The sequence below is a fragment of the Cupriavidus sp. H19C3 genome (assembly GCF_049393815.1).
Taxonomy (GTDB): domain Bacteria; phylum Pseudomonadota; class Gammaproteobacteria; order Burkholderiales; family Burkholderiaceae; genus Cupriavidus.
On record NZ_CP184986.1, the window covers coordinates 2,142,851 to 2,162,405 of the forward strand.

Sequence of the window (19,555 nt, forward strand, 5' to 3'; positions counted from 1 at the left end):
TGCCAACCATGATCGATATCAGCCAGATCCTCGGCGGCCATGCCGCCAAGGCGGCCAAGGCGGCGACTTCGCCCGCGGCCGGTACGAGCGGCGCCGATGCGGCGTTCCAGGCCGCCCTCGCGCGTGCCCGCGACCAGCACGCGGCCCAGGCCGCCAAGCCCGCCGCCAAACCAGCCGGCAAGCCCGCCGAGCAGGCGTCCACCGACGCCGAGGCCAAGGGCTCGTCGAACCAGCCTGCACGGGCCGACGCCGCCAAGGGCGAGCCAGCCCCTGGCACGAGCACCGCCAATAGCGGCAAGACGGAAAGCAAGGACACCGCCGGCGCCAAGGACGGCGACGATACCGATCCGACCAAGGTCGCCGAGGATGCCGCGGCCGCGGCCGCCGCACTCGCGCTGGCAATGCTCGGCCAGGCGCCGGCCAATCCGGCCCCGACGCCAGCCGGCACGGCTGCCGCCGACGCCAACGCCGCGCTGACCGGTGTGAACGGCGCCGCGCAGACGCCGAACCTGCCCGCTGCCGCGCCGGCACAGAATGCCGCCGCCGCGGCAGCGGCTGCCGCCAGCCAGGCCGAGGCCGCGCTGGCAAAGGCCGAGGCCGCAGCCCCGGCGCCGACCGCCGCCGCGGTGTCCGTTACCGAATCCTCCGCGCCGAGTCCGGCCGATACGCTTGCCACGATCGCGCAGCAACGTGCCGCCGCACAGGGCACGACCACGGCCGCCACCGACAAGCCGGTGCAGCCGTCGTTGACGCCCGCGCCACTGGCCGGTCAGGACACGCATGGCCAGTCGTCCGGGCAGCAGGCCCACGCCAACCTCGGCCAGTCGAGCCAGCAGGCCCAGCCGCAGGCAGCGCAGAACACCAGCGCGCCGGCCCCGAGCTCCTATGCCGCGGCCCAGACCAGCGCACGCACGGGCGGCTCGGCCGACACCGGCGCCACCGATTCCAGCAGCGCCGCCACGCTGGCGTCCGCCATTGCCGCCCAGGCGCCATCGCACGCCAATGCCGCGCAGGCCGCCAGCGCGGCCGCGCGCCCGCTGGTGGCGCCACAGGTCGGCGACAGCCAGTGGGCACAGGCGCTTGGCCAGCAGATGGTGCGTCTGTCCACGCAGGGCAACCAGACCGCCGAACTCGACCTCAACCCGCCCAACCTCGGCCCGCTCAAGGTCGTGCTCAACGTGGTCAACGATCAGGCCCAGGCCCAGTTCGTCTCGCCGCACCAGGCCGTACGCGCCGCGGTGGAGGCCGCGCTGCCGCACCTGCGCACCTCGCTTGCCGACAACGGCATCCAGCTCGGCCACACTTCGGTGGGCGCCGACGGCTTTGCCGGCCAGGCCGGCAATGGCCAGCAACAACAGTCGCGCCAGTCGTTTGCGAGCGGCCAGGGCAGCTTCGGCCAGACCGGCGCCGGCAACGAACCGGCCGCCGCACCCGCCCCGCGTCCGCAGCGCGTGCTGGCAAAGGGCGAGGTCGATACCTTCGCCTGACACGCATCCTCACGGATCCTGCACCAGGCAAAAAAGCGAGCCCATGGCTCGCTTTTTTGTCTTCGTCCGCTACAGAGAGCAGCCGGCCGGTCCGTCAAGCCGCCTTTCGATGCGCGTGCTTGCGCTCGGGCTTGCATTCGTACTTCAGTTCGCGGCGGCCGTCTTCGTAGGCGACTTCCAGGCGTACCGTGAAGCCCCATAGCCGGGTCACGTGGCGGATCACCTCGTCGAAGTTCTGCGCGAGCGGCCGTCGTTCGTTCTGCAGGTGGCGCAGCGTCAGCGAGCGGTCGCCGCCGACGTCCACGTTGGTCACCTGGATATTCGGCTCCATATTGGACAGGTCGTACTGGTTGGCCAGCAGCTGGCGGATCATGCGATAGCCTTCGTCGTCGTGAATCGCCGTCACGCGCAGCTTGCCTTCGCGGTCGTCGTCGAGCACGGAGAATAGCTTGAGCTCGCGGATCACGCGCGGCGACAGGAACTGCAGCAGGAAGCTTTCGTCCTTGAAGTTGCGCATCGCAAAGTCAAGCGTCTCGCGCCAGTTGCTGCCCGCGATCTCGGGGGCCCAGCGACGGTCCTCGTCGTCCGGGTTCTCGCACATGCGACGCAGGTCCTGGAAGATCAGGAAGCCGAGCGTGTACGGGTTGAGGCCGCTGTAGTACGGGCTGTGATACGGCGGCTGGTAGATGACGTTGGTATGCGCCTGCAGCAACTCCAGCATGAACGCATCGTTGACCAGCTTTTCCTCGTACAGCTGGTGCAGGATGGTGTAGTGCCAGAACGTGGCCCAGCCCTCGTTCATCACCTTGGTCTGGCGCTGCGGATAGAAGTACTGCGCGATCTTGCGCACGATGCGCACGATCTCCCGCTGCCACGGCTGCAGCTTGGGCGCGTTCTTCTCGATGAAGTAGAGCAGGTTCTCCTGCGGCTCCGGCGGGAACGTGACTTCCGGCTCCATGCTCTCCTCTTCCTCCTGCCGCAGATGCGGATGGCGATGCTTGGGCAGCGTGCGCCAGAGGTCGTTTACCTGCATCTGGAGGTAGTTCTCGCGCTCGGTCTGGCGCGCCTTTTCCTCGGTGATGGACAGCTTCTTGGGCCGCTTGTAGCGGTCCACGCCATAGTTCTGCAAGGCGTGGCACGAGTCGAGCAGCAGCTCGACCTCCTGCTCGCCATAGCGCTGCTCGCATTCGGCCACATAATTCTTGGCAAACAGCAGGTAGTCGATGATGGCGTCGGCGTTGGTCCAGGTGCGGAACAGGTAGTTGCCCTTGAAGAACGAGTTGTGGCCGTAGCAGGCGTGCGCGATGGTCAGCGCCTGCATCGGCATCGTGTTCTCCTCCATCAGGTACGCGATGCACGGATTCGAGTTGATCACGATCTCGTACGCGAGGCCCATGTAGCCACGCTGGTAGCTACGCTCCGACGCCAGAAAGTGCTTGCCGTACGACCAGTGATTGTAGCCCACCGGCAACCCCGACGAGGCATAGGCATCGAGCATCTGCTCGGCGGTGATGATCTCGATCTGGTTCGGATACGTGTCGAGACCGAACTCCCCCGCGATGCGGGCGATTTCGCGGTCATAGCGCTGGACCAGCTCGAAGGTCCATTCGGAGCCCGTGGAGAGATAGGCCATATGCGTCCCCAATAAGCCGGCGACATCGGCGTGCCGGCGGTTACAGCAAACCCGTGGCTACCTGTGCGGCCACGCCGCGCGCTTCTGGAAGAGATCGTGCAGCACCGGATAGATCTCGTCGGCACCGATGATCCGCTGCATCGCGAAGTGTTCGAACTGGCTCTTCACGGTGAGATACTCTTCCCAGAGATTCTGCGGTTCTTCCGACGCCACTTCCACATACGCGTAGTACTGCACCAGCGGCAGGATCGACTCGCGCAGCAGACGCCCGCACAGCTCGGAATCGCCCGCCCAGTTGTCGCCGTCCGACGCCTGCGCGCAGTAGATATTCCACTGGCCCGGCGGATAGCGGTCGTGGATAACCTCGACCATCAGCTTGAGCGCGCTCGATACCACCGTGCCGCCCGACTCGCGCGAGTGGAAGAAATCTTCCTCGTCCACCTCCTTGGCCACGGTGTGATGGCGGATGAATACCACGTCGATGCGCTCGTAGTTCCGCTTGAGAAACAGGTACAGCAGCATGAAAAAGCGCTTGGCGAGGTCCTTTCGGCTCTCGTCCATCGACCCCGACACGTCCATCAGGCAGAACATCACGGCCTGCGCCTGCGGCCGCTTCTTCAGCACGCGGTTGTTGTAGCGCAGGTCGAGCTTCTCGATAAACGGCACGCGATCGACGCAGGCCCGCAGGTGCCGCATCTTCTCCTGCAACGCCTGGGCATGCTCGGAAAACGGATCGCCGTGCTCCAGCAGATCGTTGTACTCGAGCTCGAGCTCGCGCAACCGCTTCTGATAAGGGCTCGACAGCGCGATCCGCCGTCCCAGCGAGCTGCGCATGGTGCGCAGGATCGACAGGTTGGAGGGCGTGCCGTCGATGGAATAGCCGGCGCGCACCTTGCGCACGTCGGTAATCTTGGCGAGGTGGCGCTTGGCCAGATCCGGCAGCGCCATGTCCTCGAAGAAGAAATTGAGAAAGTCCTCGCGCGACAGCGTGAAGACGAAATCGTCCTCGCCTTCGCCGCTGTCGCTCGCCCGCGATCCACCGCCCCCACTGCCCTGCTGCTGACGGTCGAAGCTGTCACCGCGCACAAACTTCTTGTTGCCCGGATGAATCCACTCGCGCCGGCCGCCCTGGCCGTGGTGAAAGATCGGCTCGGAGATGTCCTTGACCGGAATGGACACCTGCCCGCTCTGCTCGATGTCCATGATCTTCCGGCCGGACACCGCCTTTGCCACCGCTTGCCGGATCTGCTCGCGGTAACGTTTGATGAAGCGCTGCTGGTTGACGGCACTCTTGTTGCCGCCGTTTTCCCGCCGATCGATGACCGTAGCCATAAGCCGCCTTATAGAGCCCGTGGATCGAGCACAACGCGCCCGGTTGCGTTACGACGACTTCCTGACGCGCAGATACCACTCCACGAGGAGTCGAACCTGCTTGGGGGTATAGCCCTTTTCCACCATGCGGTTGACGAAGTTTTCGTGCTTGTCCTGGTCCTCCCGCGACGACTTCGCGTTGAACGAGATCACCGGCAGCAGATCCTCCGTGGTGGAGAACATGCGCTTCTCGATCACCATCCGCAGCTTCTCGTAGCTGGTCCAGACCGGGTTCTTGCCGCCGTTGTTGGCCCGCGCCCGCAGCACGAAGTTGACGATCTCGTTGCGGAAGTCCTTGGGATTGGATATCCCCGCGGGCTTCTCCACCTTCTCGAGCTCGTCGTTCAACGCGTTGCGGTCGAGGATCTCGCCGGTATTCGGATCGCGGTACTCCTGGTCCTGGATCCAGAGATCGGCAAAGACCACATAGCGGTCGAAGATATTCTGGCCATACTCCGAGTACGACTCCAGGTAGGCCGTCTGGATCTCCTTGCCGATGAACTCCACGAACGGCGTGGTCAGGTACTCCTTGATATACGACAGCAGCTTGGCTTCCTGCTCCGGCGGGAACTGCTCGCGCTCGATCTGCTGCTCGAGTACATAGAGCAGGTGCACCGGATTGGCCGCGACCTCGGTGTTGTCGAAGTTGAAGACCTTCGACAGCACCTTGAACGCAAAGCGCGTGGACAGCCCGTTCATGCCCTCGTCGATGCCGGCGTAATCGCGATACTCCTGGTACGACTTCGCCTTGGGGTCCACGTCCTTGAGACTTTCGCCGTCGTAGACGCGCATCTTCGAGAAGACGTTGGAATTCTCGGGCTCCTTGATACGCGTGAGCACCGCGAACTGCGCCATCATCTTGAGCGTATTGGGCGCGCATGGCGCCGCCGACAGCGAACTGCTGCGCAGCAGCTTGTCGTAGATCTTGACCTCGTCCGACACGCGCAGGCAGTACGGCACCTTCACGATATAAATCCGGTCGAGGAATGCCTCGTTGTTCTTGTCGGCCTTGAACGTCTGCCATTCGGCCTCGTTCGAGTGCGCCAGGATGACGCCATCGAACGGGATCGCACCAAAGCCTTCCGTGCCCTTGTAGTTGCCTTCCTGCGTGGCGGTCAGCAGCGGGTGCAGGACCTTGATGGGCGCCTTGAACATTTCCACGAACTCGAGCAGACCACGGTTGGCCAGGCAAAGTCCGCCGGAATACGAATAGGCGTCCGGATCGTCCTGCGGGAAGTCCTCCAGCTTGCGAATGTCAACCTTGCCGACCAGCGAGGAGATATCCTGGTTGTTTTCATCGCCAGGCTCCGTTTTCGCGATCGCGATCTGCGACAGCACCGAAGGGCGCAACTTGACCACACGGAACTTCGTGATGTCGCCGTTGAACTCGTGCAGGCGCTTGACCGCCCACGGCGAGGGAATGGTATTCAGGTAGCGCACCGGAATACCGTAGTCCTCCTCCATGATCTTGCCGTCCTCTTCGGCCGAGAACAGGCCGAGCGGCGACTCATGGATGGGCGAGCCCTTGAGCGCGTAGATGGGAATCTCCTCCATCAACGCCTTCAGCTTCTCGGCGAGCGACGACTTGCCGCCGCCGGGAGGCCCGAGCAGATAGAGGATCTGCTTGCGCTCTTCCAGGCCTTGTGCCGCGTGCTTGAAGAAGGAGACGATCTGCTCGATCGTATCCTCCATCCCGTAGAAATCGCGGAATGCGGGATAGACCCGGATCACCTTGTTGAAGAACAGCCTGGACAGTCGAGGGTCGTGGTGTGTGTCCACGAGCTCGGGTTGTCCAATCGCGGCAAGCATGCGTTCGGCAGCGGTCGCATAGGCACTGGGATCCTTCTTGCAGATCTCCAGATACTCCTGGATGGTGTATTCCTCTTCCTTGCGTGCTTCAAAACGCGTGGCGTAGTGGCCAAATATGTCCATACCTCACTCCCGTCAGAGTCCCACGTCCGAGGCGATGGTAGTTCTGCATCCCAGGAGACCTCGCGGCAATCTTGCACTCCATCACCCCGGCTTGACGGACTTTGCCATGTTGCGAAGTCTTTACTTCATCATAGTCAAATAACGGCAGAGTTGAGATCGAAGTTGACTGCGTTCTGCAGTCCGTGCGGTCCGGCGTGAACTGAGAGCATGACGATGTCGATCACGTTGATCTCGTAGACCTGACAGATCTCGTGGATCTCGTGGATCTCGTGGACCTCGTTGATCTCGTTGATCTCGTCTTCACATAGCGCCGACACATATCACCAACGCACCAACATCACCAACGTACCAACGTGCCAACGTGCCTGCGCCACCGACATACCTCTCGAACCTGCACACTCGCGATCCCGGCTCGCACGCGACGGGCCATTGACCATGCTTGTGACACACCTTACACCTTTCCGGTACATCATGCATATCGAAGAAGGCTATCCGTTTGTAACGCGCATACAGAAAACGTTCCCGACTGACAGCGCTGTCAGTCAAACGCCGACATGCGGCCGACATGCCGTCGTCGCGCGGGCCACCGACAGGACCACCATTCGGTGCAGACAACTCGCACATACGGACGAGAGCAACCTGCCCCCACCGCACGAGACGTGCACGACCGCACGACCGTTTGATGCCAGCGCAACGCGCGTATCGATATGCGGTCTCGCATCAGAGATTGTCCAGACCGAACCTGCGCCCATGGCCGCCCGGCGCCACCCACAGTTGACGATCGGTTTGACGATCAGTTGACCATCCGCTGACCATCGCTGACCATCGACTGGCAGGGATGATCATCGGCAGGCCAGTCGGCGTCGGGCGCCACCGGTTCCAGTTTCGCACGACATGCGTGCCGAAACCTCGGCATCGCCCGGGTGCGTGACAGCTGCGTTGCACCGTTTGGGTATCGCCGCCGACCGCTTCATGACATCACGCACCTTGAGAGTGCGCGCCGCCCTGCGGCAGAATTCGTTTTGCGTCACAGCAGATTGCGTGCCACGTGGCGCCTGTTCCCAGGCGCTGCATCGCAGCATCGGTCGTACGCCCGTTTGCCGCGTTGCAACACCAGACTACCGCGGCGCCTGTCGAGAACCCCCCCCGGTCGACCCATCGGCCGTGCGCCTTTCGTGCCCATCCTGCCATGCATTACGACCTGACCGACCTGCGACTGTTCCTCAACGTCGGCGAAACCGAGAACCTCACGCGCGCGGCCGAGCGCAGCTTCCTGTCGTTGCCGGCCGCCAGCACGCGCATCAAGCAACTCGAGGAAGCGTTCCAGACCCAGTTGCTGATCCGCCAGGTCAAGGGCGTGCGGCTGACGCCGGCCGGCGAAGCACTGCTGCGCCACGCGCGCGACGTGTTTCGCCAGCTCGAATGCCTGCATGCCGACCTGCGCCCCTATGCCAAGGGCGTCAAGGGCCGCGTGCGGCTGCTGGCCAACACCACGGCGACCAACTCGTTTCTGGCCACGGCGCTATCGCGCTTTCTTTCGGAAAACCCTGATGTAGACGTCGAACTCGAGGAGCATCTGTCCGCCGAGATCGTCTCCGCGGTAGGCGCCGGCGCGGCGGACCTCGGCATCGTCGCGGGCGAGGTGGCGACGGCCGATCTCGATGTGATGCAATTGTGCAGCGACGAGCTGATCGTGATCGCGCCGGTCAATCATCCGCTGCCCGCGTTCAAGCGGCTGCACTTTGCCGACCTGCTCGATACCTGCCGCTTTGTCGGTCTCAACCAGTTCTCGGCGATCCAGTCGTTTCTGGATCGCATCGCCAACGGCATGGGCAAGCGCATCAGCCTGCGCATCCAGGTCGGCAGCTTCGACGCGGTGTGCCGCATGGTCGAGGCCGGTGCCGGCATCGCGATCGTGCCCAACAGCTGCGCGCGCCGCTATGCGAGCCGCAAGGTGCTGCGGTTTATCCAGCTGGAGGACGACTGGGCACGGCGCGAGCTGCGCCTGTGCCGGCGCCCCGGGCGCGAGCTGCCGCAGTTTGCGGAGACGCTGGTCAGATATCTGGTGGAAGCGGCGCGAGAGCCGGTCTGAGCGGGGCCTGCCCAAACGAGGCGCATCGCGCGCGCATCAGTCATGCGTCAATCGGCCTTCACCCCCGCTGCCTTGATGATCGGCGACCATTTGTCGATTTCCGACTGCAGCCACGTGCGCAGCGCCTCGGGCGTCTGCTTGCTCTCCGGCACGATCACCGCGCCGAGCTCCTGCATGCGCGTGACCACCGCCGGGTCCTTCAACGCGGCCCTGAGCGCGCCGTTCAGCTTGTCGATCACGGCCGGCGGCGTGCCCTTGGGCGCGTAGATACCGTGCCATACCTTGACCTCGAAGTCCTTCAGCCCGCCCTCGCGCAGCGTCGGCGTATTGGGCAGCGCCGGAATCCGCTCGGCCGTGGTCACGCCATACAGCTTGACCTTGTCCGCCTTGATATGCGGCAGCGTCTGCGTGGTCTGGTCGCACAGCACATCGACCTGTCCGCCGAGCAGCGCCGTCAGCGCCGGCGCCGTACCCTGGTACGGAATGGTCTGCAGCTCCACGCCGATCGCCTTCTGGAACAGCATGCCGCATAGTTGCGACACCGCGCCCAGGCCGGCATTGGCGAGATTCACCTTGCTCTGGTTCTTCTGGATATAGCTCACCAGCTCCGGCAGCGTATTGGCGGGCAGGTCATGGCGGCCCAGCAGCGTCATCGGCACATCGGCGACCTGGCCGACAAACGTGAAATCGGTGAGCGGCTTGTACGGCAGCTTCGAATAGAGCGAAGGCGCGGTGGCCATGCCGTTGTGGTGGATCAGGATGGTGTAGCCATCGGGATTCGACTTGGCGACATAGGCCGCCGACACCGTGCCGCCCGCGCCCAGGCGGTTTTCCACCACCACGCTCTGGCCAAGTGACTTGGACATGGCCGCCGCCACCGAGCGCGCCACCACATCGGTGGGCCCACCGGCGGCGAACGGCACCACCATCGTGACCGGTCGCGACGGATACGGATCGGACGCGTGCGCCGCGCGCGGCGCCAGCATGGCTGCTGCCGTCGCCACCACGGCCAGGGCCGGGAGCGCCCAGGCGCGGCCCTCGTGGCGGCAGGTGAATCGCTTGCTGGGATGGGCATCCGCCATCGGCCGGATCGTGGTCATGCTGAGGTCTCCTGTTGGTGTTGTAAGGGCTCGATGCCGCAGCGTGAAAGCAAACGCCAGGGCGCACAATTCCGATTTGCCGAAGGCGGCGCACGTGCGCCGTAAACACCTAGGGTTGTCCCCGACGGCATTACCCTACCGGGGATGCCCTAAGCGTTTCGCTAAGCCGTGCTTCGGCAAATCCGAATGTCCGTGCCCCAGCCGCTCGGGAATAATGGCCGCACTCGACACTCGCTGACATTGCCATGCTCGCTGAACAGGACCAAGACCTGATTTACCCGGAAATCCGCGAGGCCGTGCGCGACCTCTGCAGCGGATTCGACTCGGCCTACTGGCAACGCGTGGAGGAACAGAACGCGTTTCCCGAGGAATTCGTCCAGGCGCTGACCCAGGCGGGCTGGCTCTCGGCGCTCATTCCGGAAGCCTATGGCGGCTCCGGCCTGCCCCTGACCGCGGCCTCCGTGATCATGGAGGAGATCAATCGCAGCGGCGGCAACTCAGGCGCCTGCCATGGCCAGATGTACGTGATGGGCTGCCTGCTGCGGCACGGTTCGGATGCGCAGAAACAACGCTGGCTGCCTGGCATCGCCTCCGGCGAACTGCGCATGCAGTCGATGGCGGTGACCGAGCCGACCACCGGCACCGACACCACCAGGCTCAAGACCACCGCGGTGCGCCAGGGCGACCGCTATCTCGTCAACGGCCAGAAGGTATGGATTTCGCGGGTGCAGCATTCCGACCTCATGCTGCTGCTGGCGCGCACCACGCCGCTCGATCAGGTCAAGCGCAAGTCGGAAGGGCTGTCCGTGTTCGTGGTGGACCTGCGCGACGCCATCGGCAAGGGGTTGACGGTGCAGCCGATCCGCAACATGGTCAACCACGAGACCAACGAGCTGTTCTTCGACAACCTGGAGATTCCGGCCGAGAACCTGATCGGCGAGGAAGGGCGCGGCCTCAAGTACATCCTCGACGGCCTCAACGCCGAGCGCATCCTGATCGCGGCCGAGTGCATCGGGGACGGCTACTGGTTCGTCGAGCGCGCCAGCGGCTATGCGCGCGAACGCATCGTGTTCGACCGCCCGATCGGCCAGAACCAGGGCGTGCAGTTTCCCATCGCGCGCTCGTTCGTCAACGTGGAGGCCGCCAGCCTGATGCGCTATAAGGCCGCGCAGCTGTTCGACGCCGGCAAGCCCTGCGGCAAGGAAGCCAACATGGCCAAGCTGCTCGCCGCCGATGCCTCGTGGGAGGCGGCCAACGTCTGCCTGCAGACGCATGGCGGTTTTGGCTTTGCCGCCGAATACGACATCGAGCGCAAGTTCCGCGAGACCCGCCTGTACCAGGTGGCGCCGATCTCCACCAACCTGATCCTGTCGTACGTGGCCGAGCACGTGCTCGACCTGCCGCGATCGTTCTGAGGGACAGCCATGACTTCGTCCAGCGAAACCCGTTACCCCACGCGCGAGCTCTGCGAGTTTCTCGCCACGCTCACGCTTGCCGAGATACCGGCGTCGGTCGTCGAACGTACCAAGGACCTTTACCTCGACTGGATCGCCTCGGCGATTGCCGGCAAGGACGCGCCCGCCGTGCGCAGATTGCAGGAGTTTGCGGGCGCGATGGGCCCGTCCGATGGCGAGGCCGAGGTGCTGGTCGACCGGCGTCGCACGTCGCCCTACTTCGCCGCGCTGATCAACGGGGCCTCGTCGCATGTGGTGGAGCAGGACGACGTACATAACGGTTCCGTGCTGCATCCGGCCGCCGTGGTGTTTCCCGCCGTGCTGGCCGCGGCGCAGGCCGAGGGCAAGCGCGGCGCGGATCTGCTGCTGGCGTCCATCGCCGGTTACGAGGCCGGCATCCGCATCGGCGAGTTCATGGGGCGTTCGCACTATCGCGTGTTCCATACCACCGGCACGGTCGGCACGCTGGCCGCCGCGGCCGCCGTGGCCAAGCTGTTCGGCATGGATGCCGAGGGCATCAACCAGGCGCTCGGTTCGGCTGGCACCCAGGCCGCCGGCCTATGGGAGTTCCTGCGCGACGCCGCCGACTCCAAGCAGTTGCACACCGCCAAGGCGGCCGCCGACGGGTTGCAGTCGGCCTGGCTGGCGCGCGCCGGCTTTACCGGTGCGCGGCGCATTCTGGAAGGTCCGCAGGGCATGGCCGCCGGCATGTCGAGCGATGCCGATCCGGCCGCGCTGACCGATCGCCTCGGCACGCGCTGGGCCACCGCGGAGACCTCGTTCAAGTACTTCGCCTCGTGCCGCCATACGCATCCGGCCGCCGATGCGCTGGCCGCGCTGATGCGCCGCGAGGGCGTGCGTGCCGAGCAGATCGCGCACGTCACCACGCACGTGCATCAGGGCGCCATCGATGTGCTCGGCCCGGTGGTCAATCCCACCACCATCCATCAGGCCAAGTTCTCGATGGGCACCGTGCTCGGCCTGGTGGCGGTGCACGCGCATGCCGGTCTTGGCGAATTCGAGACCCATGCGCTGCACGACGCGCGCGTGGCCGCATTCCGCGACAAGGTGGAGATGGTGCTCGACGAAGAGATCAATGCCGCCTATCCGCGCCAGTGGATCGGCCGGGTCACCGTCCGCACCCTCGATGGCCGCACGCTGGAGGCGCGCATCGACGTGCCCAAGGGCGATCCCGACAATACGCTGTCGCGGCCCGAACTCGAGGCCAAGGCGATCCAGCTTGGCGCCTTCCGCCACGGCGCGAGCGAAGCCGAGATGCGCACCATCATCGCCCGAACCTGGCGCCTCGAGCAGGAGGCGGATGTCAGCAACTGGCTGCCGTCGGCACGTTAAAGCCAACCATCATGACCCCGGAACAAACCCTGACCCACCTGCGTGAATGGATCGGCCGCAGCGAGGCCCGCACCGAGACCCTTGCCGCGGAGCCGGTCCACGGCCTCGCCGCCACGTTCGACCTCGATGCCGAATCGGTGGCCGCCGGCGCACTGCCGCCCCTGTGGCACTGGCTGTATTTCCTGCCGCGCGCGCCGCAGCACACGCTGGGCGAGGACGGCCATCCGAAGCTCGGCGGCTTTCTGCCGCCGGTACCGCTGCCGCGCCGCATGTGGGCCGGCAGCGAGATCGCGTTCCGGCGGCCGCTGCATGTCGGCGATACCGTGACGCGCACCTCGACCATTCGCGACGTGCAATACAAGACCGGCCGCACGGGCGAGCTGTGGTTCGTCACGGTGGACCATGTCTACGTAGTCGATGGCGAGACGGCCATCGAGGAGCGCCACGATATCGTCTATCGCGCGATGCCAGCCGCGGGCCAGCCCACGCCGCCGCGCCCGCGCCTGCCGCACACCGCGCAATGGCAACGCACGCTGCGCGCCGATCCGGTGCTGCTGTTCCGCTATTCGGCGCTCACGTTCAACGGTCATCGCATCCATTACGACCTCGACTACGTGCGCGACGTCGAGGGCTATCCGGGCCTGATCGTACATGGACCGCTGCAGGCGCAGCTGATGATCGAGCTGCTGCGCCGGGAAAAGCCCGACGCGCGCATCACGGCGTTCGGCTTTCGCGGACTGGCGCCGCTATTTCATGTCGACACCGTCACGGTCGGCGCCGCGCCCGACGCGGAAACGCCGGGACGCTTTGTCCTCTGGACCGGCGACGATGCCGGCGGCCAGGCCATGCAGGGATGGGCCACGCTGGCGTAGCCGGGCGCGCGCGCCCTATGCCGTAGCTGCCGGCGCGGGCGCTGCCTGGCCGCATCCCTCCGGCTTGAACACGCGCTCCGTCGACGCGGGAAACCGCGCCAGCTTCTCCGCCGGGCGGCGCGGCCGCGCCACCAGTTCGCCGCCGCAGTTCGGGCAGCGTCCGCGCAGCACCTGCGTCGCGCAGGCGCTGCAGAACGTGCATTCGAACGAACAGATGCGCGCGTCCGCGCTATCGGGTGGCAGGTCCCTGTTGCAGCATTCGCAGCCAGGTCGAAGTTGCAGCATCGCGGTCTCCCCCGGTGCGCATCGCACCGTCAACGTCGATGATCAGATCACCAGTTCGATCAGGAACGGCCCCTTGCGCCGGTTGGCCATGGCGAACAGTTCGTTAAACGTCTCCATGTCCGCGGCGCGCGCCGCCTCGACGCCCATGCCATTGGCCAGCTTGACCCAGTCGAGGTCCGGATTGCCGAGATCGAGCATGTCGAGCGCGGTCTTGCCCGGATTCGCACCCACGCCGGCGAGCTCACCGAGCAGGATGGCGTATTTGCGATTGGCCAGCAGCACGATGGTCACGTCGAGCCTCTCGCGCGCCATGGTCCATAGCGACTGCACCGTGTACATGCCCGAGCCATCGGCCTGCAGTGCCACCACGCGCCGGTCCGGCGCCGCGATGGCGGCACCCGTCGCCAGCGGCAGGCCGGCGCCGATCGCGCCGCCGGTCAGTTGCAGCCAGTCGTGCGGCGCGGCGTGAACCGTGCCGGGATAGAACGCGCGGCCAAAGCTCACGCTCTCCTCGATCACGACGGCCTGTTCGGGCAGCAGCGCCGATAGCGACTGCGCCACCGCTTCGGACGTCACCGCGCCCTTGGCCGCCTCCTGCCGCATGGCCGCGGTGGCTGGCAACGCTGCAGCGCGCGCGCCAACCTCGTCGGCCAGCCGGGCCAGCGCATCGCCGAGGTCCTGCTCGGGACGGGCCAGCACATGCACGGTGGCATCCTCGGGATAAGGCCGCGGTGATTTGCCGGGATAGGCGAAGAACGTTACCGGGTCCGTCGCGCCGACCAGGATCACATGGCGGATGCCGGCCAGTCTGGCGCGCGCCGCATCGCCGGAGTACGGAATGCGATCGATCGCGAGCCGGCCACGTCCGCGCGTGACCCGCGCGTTGGACATCGGCGTGATCAGCCGCGCATCGGTCGCCGCGGCAATACGGTGCGCGCTTTCCAGCGCGCCTTCCAGCAGCGCATTGCCGGCCAGCACCAGCAGCGTGGGCGCCCCGCTGCGCAGGACGCGCGCGGCATGCTGGATCATGTCCGGCGCGACCTGCGGCACCGGCAGCGGCGGCAACGGGGCTGCTACCTGGCCGCCCGCATCCCAGCACACGTCCGACGGCAGGATCAGGCTGGCGATACCGCCCGGCGCTCCCATCGCGGCCTGCACCGCGGCAGCGGCATCGCTGCCGACCGAGGCGGCGGTGGTGGCGGTCCGCGTCCACACCGACACGGGACGGGCCCAGCCTTCGGTATCCGCGGTCAAGGGCGCATCGAGGGGGCGATGGTAGGTGGCCTGGTCGCCAATGATATTGACGACCGGTGTCTGCGCGCGGCGCGCATTATGGAGATTGGCCAGGCCGTTGGCCAGGCCCGGGCCGCAGTGCAGCAGCGTGGCGGCGGGCTTGCCCGCCATGCGCGCATAACCATCGGCGGCGCCGGTCACCACGCCTTCAAACAGGCCCAGCACGCAGCGCATGCCGGGAATGCGGTCCAACGCCGCCACGAAGTGCATCTCGCTGGTGCCGGGGTTGGCGAAGCAGGTGTCCACGCCGCATGCCAGCAGCGTCTTGACGAGGCTTTCGGCGCCGTTCATTGAATCTGTCGTCTCCATGGCGGAATTTCCGGTTTTTATTGGGGGAGACGCGTAGTGTAACGGGCTTATGCGGATGCTTAATACTGCTGGTTAGGCGGCGACGGCGACGACGGGCCGGAGCGCCGCGCCGAGGGAGGCGTTGGGGCACACGCCAGGGGGCACGTCAGGGGGCACGTCGGGGGACGCGCCGGGGGACGCGCCGGGGGCCGGCGGCACGGCTGCGCTGGCGGCAGGATGGGGCACCGGGTGGGCAAGCGGCGGCGTGCCGGCGGCGCCGAACCCTGCGACCGCCACCCCGGGCGTGTCCAGGTCCTGGCAGACGCGCGTGCGGATGGCCTCGGCCAGCGCCTGCTTGCGGCGCCAGGCGGCCCGCTTCTTCGACGGAATCTCATGGATATCGCGCACCGGTTGCCGGACCGGAATCTCGATATTGCCGTTGGCGAGAACCACGCCATGCGCCTCCTGCCAGAAGCTTTCGTAGTCGGCCTGGATGTCGCGCGGCGTATGGCGCTGGCGGCCAACATGATTGGCGCGCGACACCGCCTCGATACGCCTGGCGCCGATATGACAGGCCAGGCCGAGCAGCGCCTCCATCACGGCGTCCTTGGGACGCAGCCCTTCGCAGGCCTTGGTCGAGGCGCGGATCAGCTCCCGGCTGGCCTCGCCCTTGGGGCCCTGCAGACCGCCGACGAACAGCGCGCGGCCATCGTAGCCATGGGTGAAGTAGAAACTCAACTGCGTGAGGCAGGCACCGGCTGCGGTGTCGATCCAGTAGAACGCGAGTTCGCCTTCCTTGGGATTCGGGCCGGAGTCCGCGAGGCGCAGCACATAGCGGCCATCGGCAAACGACCATTCGAAGCCGCCGCCGAGGTAGATACGCTCGCACACCGCGGCCGGCAGGGCCGCATGCATGACGCCGTAATGGTCGAGAACGATGCGCGCCCGTTCGTGAAAGGTCATGCCCTGCTCGCAGAGCGGCCGGTAAGGGCGCTCGAGCATCAGCGGCCGCGCGGCCGCCACGCGTCGCAGCAAGGCACATGAGCCGGCCGCGCGCAGCCAGGGGCGCACCGCACCGGCGCGCAGGGCGGACATCGCCACCATCTTGATCCGCCGGCTCCAGCATTTGCGCGTGCCCGCCGGATAGCAATGCGCCGATAGCGTCAGCACTGCGCGCAAATACCGGAGATATCGCCACGGCCCGGCTCCCCCCAGGCCATTGGCAGCGCCCGTCTTGAGCCCCTGCCAGAACGAAACGTATTCCTGCACGACCACTGCTCCCCAGTGTTGCTTCCGGACCGTCGACGCGGTGCGACATGTCCGGCTTGTTACACACACATCCGCTTCGCGCGCGGTTCTCGGCCGACCTGTCTCCTTCTTGTGGTCTGCGTGGGGACAGCGCAGGCCTGGCTCGTAATGATCCGTAACGGATTGAAATATTGCCGCGTTGACAGGGCTTTTAAGAAAATAACGATTCGTTTAAAAATGTCTTATACGCCGCTTTTTGGGCACGGCGCGGCCCCTCCGAACGCCATTTGTGACACTGCCGATACACCCCTCGCTGGCAGGGAAGTGGCATCAATGCCACTCCTCTATGCTGGCGCCCGGGTATTCAGTACCTGCCTGAAAACACAACGACACCACAAGAAAAAGGAAGGAATCCGTTTCATGGGAAAGCATCGAATGAGCCGAGCTGCCTGGGGTCCCGCGCTGGCGGTCATGACGGCTGCCGTACTGGCGGCATGTGGCGGCGGCGGCGATAGCGGCGGCAGCGCCCCGGCCACCCCGGCCTCGGTGGCGATCGTGCAGGGCACCGCCGCCTCGGGCGCGTTCATGCCGGGCGCGAGCGTCTCGATGGTCGACGCCACGGGCGCCACCGTCGGCAGCCAGGTTGCGGACGGCAATGGTCATTACGCGTTCGACGTCAGCAATTTCCAGGCACCGTTCGCCATCGTCGCGACCGGCACGGCCAACGGGGCGGTGGTGAACTACGTCGCCGTGGTCGCCGAGAAGCCGGCACCGAACAGCGCCGTCACGGTCAACGTCACGCCGCTGACGACGGCGGTCGTGGCCTTGCTGGCCGCGAGCGGCGGGCCGGTTAATCTGAACGATATCAACGCGATCCGTGCGCTCGCCACGCCTGCGCAGGTGCAGAAGATGGTGGCGCTGCTGCGGACGGTGCTGAGCAACATCATTACCGAAGCGGGACTGGATGCGAGCACCTTCGACCCGATGGCGACCCCGCTCACGGTGCAGGGCCAGGGCGCCGACAAGGTGCTCGACCGCCTGCTCGTCACGCTGATCACCGGCGGCGTCAAACTGACTTCGCTCGGCGCCGACCTCTCCGGCCACGCCACCGACGGCCCGTCGGTCACGCTCACGGCCGGTTCGCCGGACAACCCGCCGCGCGCCCTGCCGACACCCGTGGTGAACGTCGATGCGGCCACCTTCGACAGCATCCGCCAGGCGCTGCAGGCGTGCTACGCGCTGCCCAGGACCAGCCGCGTCCAGGGCGGCGTGGCACTCAACGCGTGCGCACAGGCGTTCTCGAGCGATTACCTTCACAACAGCTATTCGGTGGGCGACGATTCGTCGCTGGCGTTGACGTCCGACGACAATTCGAGCGCGACGTTCAGCGCCCCGGTGGTGGTCTATTCCTCGACCAACGAACTGGGCGAGCAGACCGTGCTGGTCCGCTTCCCGCTGGTGCGTCCCGACGGCACCACCGGTGTCATCACCAGGCTCGTGACCAATCGCAACGGCGTCTGGACGCTGACCGGCAACCAGCGCAGCTTCGAGGCCGCCGTCACGCGCCGCATCAGCCGGGTCATCGAACAGAACCCGGTGGCGGGCTCGGTAGTGTCGCGCTATGAAACCGCGCTGCGCCTGCTGGTCAATCCGATGCGCGGCACGATGCTCGGCGCCCAGGTCGTGCGCGTCACCGGCCCGGGCCTGCCAGCTGCCGGCGTGGTGCTGACCCGCTCGACCGCGTGCGGCACGTTCAGCGAGATGGTCATCCAGAATACCAACGGCTCGCTGGTGTACGCGGCGGACGACCCCGTCTACCCGAACGCGACCATCTTCGCCTCGAACCAGGCGGCGAGCACGCTGGCACTGGCGGCCACGCCGGTGAACAGCGCCGATACGCTCACGTGGAGCGCACTGACCGGCGGCGCGGTCCGCTATGCGCCGACGCCGCTCCCGGACAGCGAGATCGAGGCACTGCCGACCTTTGGCGAGTACACCTTCGCGGTGTGGAACCGCAACTTCGATGGCAGCAACAAGACGGCGTTGAACGCCACGCCTGACCTCACCTTCACGCTGCGCACCAGCGGCCCGGTACGGACGCCCGCCTCACTGGCATCCGAAGCGTGGAATACGGTCAATGCCTCGACGCTGACGTCGTACCTGACGCCTGGCAGCGGCGCCACCGCCAGCGTGAACGTGCAATGGACGGTGAACGCGGAAGTGGTCGACCGCGCCGTCGTCTATGCGTACCAGGCCGCGCAGCCCCTGCCGGTACGCTTTGCCCTGCAGGCCTCGCCGGCCTCGCACAGCGCGACCGCAGCCACGGTGACCGCCAACCAGGCCAGTTCCAACCTCAACGGCGCGTGTCAGGTGGCGGCCTTGCCGGCGATGGCGGGAGGCGACTTCCGTACGGTGGAGCTCCGCTCGACGACGGCGGACGACACGCAGAAGTTCACGCGCGTGGTCGGTCGCACGGTGTTCCAGTAAGTCAGGCCGCGAGGGCCGCGCGCCCTCGCCGGCCGTGCCCTCTGCCTCCGGGCCGTTACCTCACTGGGGTTGTGCCCTCTCTCTGTCGCGTCGCGCGCGTCCGGGAGAGGGGTAGCGGCCCCTTGCCCGGAAACATCTTGAAACGTGCTTCGGCACGATCGGCTGATAAGCTCTCGCTGTCACGATCGTTCTCCAGGAGCGCGCCATGCCCGGCTTGTCCCGATCCCATGCCGTATCGCTGGTCATCGTCGGCGGCTGCCTGTCGGCGTTGACCTCACCGGCGATCGCGGACGCGCGCGCCCAGGCCAGTGCGGAATGCCGCAAGGCAGTCGTGCGCCAGGGTCATGAGAAGGCCCGCTTCGACAGCATCAACGCGATGGAAGGCCGCAACGGCACCGCCGTGATCGGTGAGATCACCGACGGCGACGGGCGCTACGCCTTCCGCTGCAATTTCGACCGGGCGCGCAAGCTGGTCGACGCGCCCGTCACGCCGATTGCCCCCGCTTCCGCCCATCCTGCCGGCGCCACTGCCGGCCCCGCTACCAGCGCCACCCCAGGCGCCGCCGCCCCTGGCAAGGCCTCCGTCTCCCCGACCGGCAGCACTGCCGGCAAGTGACACTGCCCGCCATTGCGGGGAATTCCCTGATTTCGCCGATTTCC

15 protein-coding genes are annotated in these 19,555 nt (G+C 66.2%); 7 read left to right on the forward strand and 8 right to left on the reverse strand.

The window, feature by feature from the left end; genetic code table 11:
- Positions 1–8 precede the first annotated feature (8 nt).
- Positions 9–1,487: a flagellar hook-length control protein FliK gene (locus DFLDMN_RS29080; RefSeq protein WP_423199206.1), complete on the forward strand. Its 1,479-nt coding sequence runs from the start codon at positions 9–11 to the stop codon at positions 1,485–1,487.
- Between the two features lie 94 nt (positions 1,488–1,581).
- Here DFLDMN_RS29080 and DFLDMN_RS29085 read toward each other — a convergent pair whose 3' ends face one another.
- From DFLDMN_RS29085 to DFLDMN_RS29100, 4 genes are all read right to left on the reverse strand, one after another.
- Positions 1,582–3,120, reverse strand: coding sequence for a SpoVR family protein (locus tag DFLDMN_RS29085; RefSeq protein ID WP_423199208.1), 1,539 nt, complete (start codon positions 3,118–3,120; stop codon positions 1,582–1,584).
- 57 nt (positions 3,121–3,177) lie between these two features.
- Positions 3,178–4,452, reverse strand: coding sequence for a YeaH/YhbH family protein (locus tag DFLDMN_RS29090; protein WP_423199209.1), 1,275 nt, complete (start codon positions 4,450–4,452; stop codon positions 3,178–3,180).
- 48 nt (positions 4,453–4,500) lie between these two features.
- Positions 4,501–6,423, reverse strand: coding sequence for a PrkA family serine protein kinase (locus DFLDMN_RS29095; RefSeq protein WP_423199210.1), 1,923 nt, complete (start codon positions 6,421–6,423; stop codon positions 4,501–4,503).
- A 134-nt stretch (positions 6,424–6,557) separates the two neighbouring features.
- Positions 6,558–6,740, reverse strand: coding sequence for a hypothetical protein (locus DFLDMN_RS29100; protein ID WP_423199211.1), 183 nt, complete (start codon positions 6,738–6,740; stop codon positions 6,558–6,560).
- Positions 6,741–7,612: 872 nt separating this feature from the next.
- Between DFLDMN_RS29100 and DFLDMN_RS29105 the strand changes: the two genes are divergently transcribed.
- On the forward strand, positions 7,613–8,515 hold the full coding sequence (locus DFLDMN_RS29105; protein ID WP_423199212.1) for a LysR family transcriptional regulator: 903 nt from the start codon (positions 7,613–7,615) through the stop codon (positions 8,513–8,515).
- A gap of 47 nt (positions 8,516–8,562) precedes the next feature.
- Here the strand turns inward: DFLDMN_RS29105 and DFLDMN_RS29110 are convergent, their stop codons facing one another.
- Positions 8,563–9,597 (reverse strand): tripartite tricarboxylate transporter substrate-binding protein, encoded by a 1,035-nt coding sequence (locus DFLDMN_RS29110; protein ID WP_423200607.1) that lies wholly within the window; start codon positions 9,595–9,597, stop codon positions 8,563–8,565.
- Positions 9,598–9,860: 263 nt separating this feature from the next.
- Between DFLDMN_RS29110 and DFLDMN_RS29115 the strand changes: the two genes are divergently transcribed.
- Genes DFLDMN_RS29115 through DFLDMN_RS29125 form a run of 3 tightly spaced genes read left to right on the forward strand, consistent with a single transcriptional unit; the run spans position 9,861 to position 13,294 of the window.
- Positions 9,861–11,030: an acyl-CoA dehydrogenase family protein gene (locus tag DFLDMN_RS29115; protein WP_423199213.1), complete on the forward strand. Its 1,170-nt coding sequence runs from the start codon at positions 9,861–9,863 to the stop codon at positions 11,028–11,030.
- A gap of 9 nt (positions 11,031–11,039) precedes the next feature.
- Positions 11,040–12,422: an MmgE/PrpD family protein gene (locus DFLDMN_RS29120; protein WP_423199214.1), complete on the forward strand. Its 1,383-nt coding sequence runs from the start codon at positions 11,040–11,042 to the stop codon at positions 12,420–12,422.
- Between the two features lie 11 nt (positions 12,423–12,433).
- Entirely contained in the window at positions 12,434–13,294 is an 861-nt protein-coding gene (locus DFLDMN_RS29125; protein WP_423199215.1) for an FAS1-like dehydratase domain-containing protein, read from the forward strand.
- A 15-nt stretch (positions 13,295–13,309) separates the two neighbouring features.
- On the opposite strand, the gene DFLDMN_RS29130 is transcribed toward DFLDMN_RS29125, so the two are convergent.
- From DFLDMN_RS29130 to DFLDMN_RS29140, 3 genes are all read right to left on the reverse strand, one after another.
- Positions 13,310–13,579 carry a DUF1272 domain-containing protein gene (locus DFLDMN_RS29130; RefSeq protein WP_423199216.1) on the reverse strand — a complete coding sequence of 90 codons (270 nt, stop codon included), beginning with the start codon at positions 13,577–13,579 and terminating at the stop codon, positions 13,310–13,312.
- Positions 13,580–13,621: 42 nt separating this feature from the next.
- Positions 13,622–15,163: an acetolactate synthase large subunit gene (locus DFLDMN_RS29135; RefSeq protein WP_423199217.1), complete on the reverse strand. Its 1,542-nt coding sequence runs from the start codon at positions 15,161–15,163 to the stop codon at positions 13,622–13,624.
- Between the two features lie 90 nt (positions 15,164–15,253).
- Entirely contained in the window at positions 15,254–16,429 is a 1,176-nt protein-coding gene (locus DFLDMN_RS29140; RefSeq protein WP_423199218.1) for a DUF535 family protein, read from the reverse strand.
- Between the two features lie 414 nt (positions 16,430–16,843).
- Here DFLDMN_RS29140 and DFLDMN_RS29145 point away from each other — a divergent pair, with 414 nt between their 5' ends.
- Both DFLDMN_RS29145 and DFLDMN_RS29150 read left to right on the forward strand, forming a co-directional pair.
- Entirely contained in the window at positions 16,844–18,895 is a 2,052-nt protein-coding gene (locus DFLDMN_RS29145) for a hypothetical protein (RefSeq protein ID WP_423199219.1), read from the forward strand.
- A 205-nt stretch (positions 18,896–19,100) separates the two neighbouring features.
- Complete coding sequence (locus DFLDMN_RS29150; RefSeq protein WP_423199220.1) at positions 19,101–19,511, forward strand: hypothetical protein; 411 nt, start codon at positions 19,101–19,103, stop codon at positions 19,509–19,511.
- Positions 19,512–19,555 lie beyond the last annotated feature (44 nt).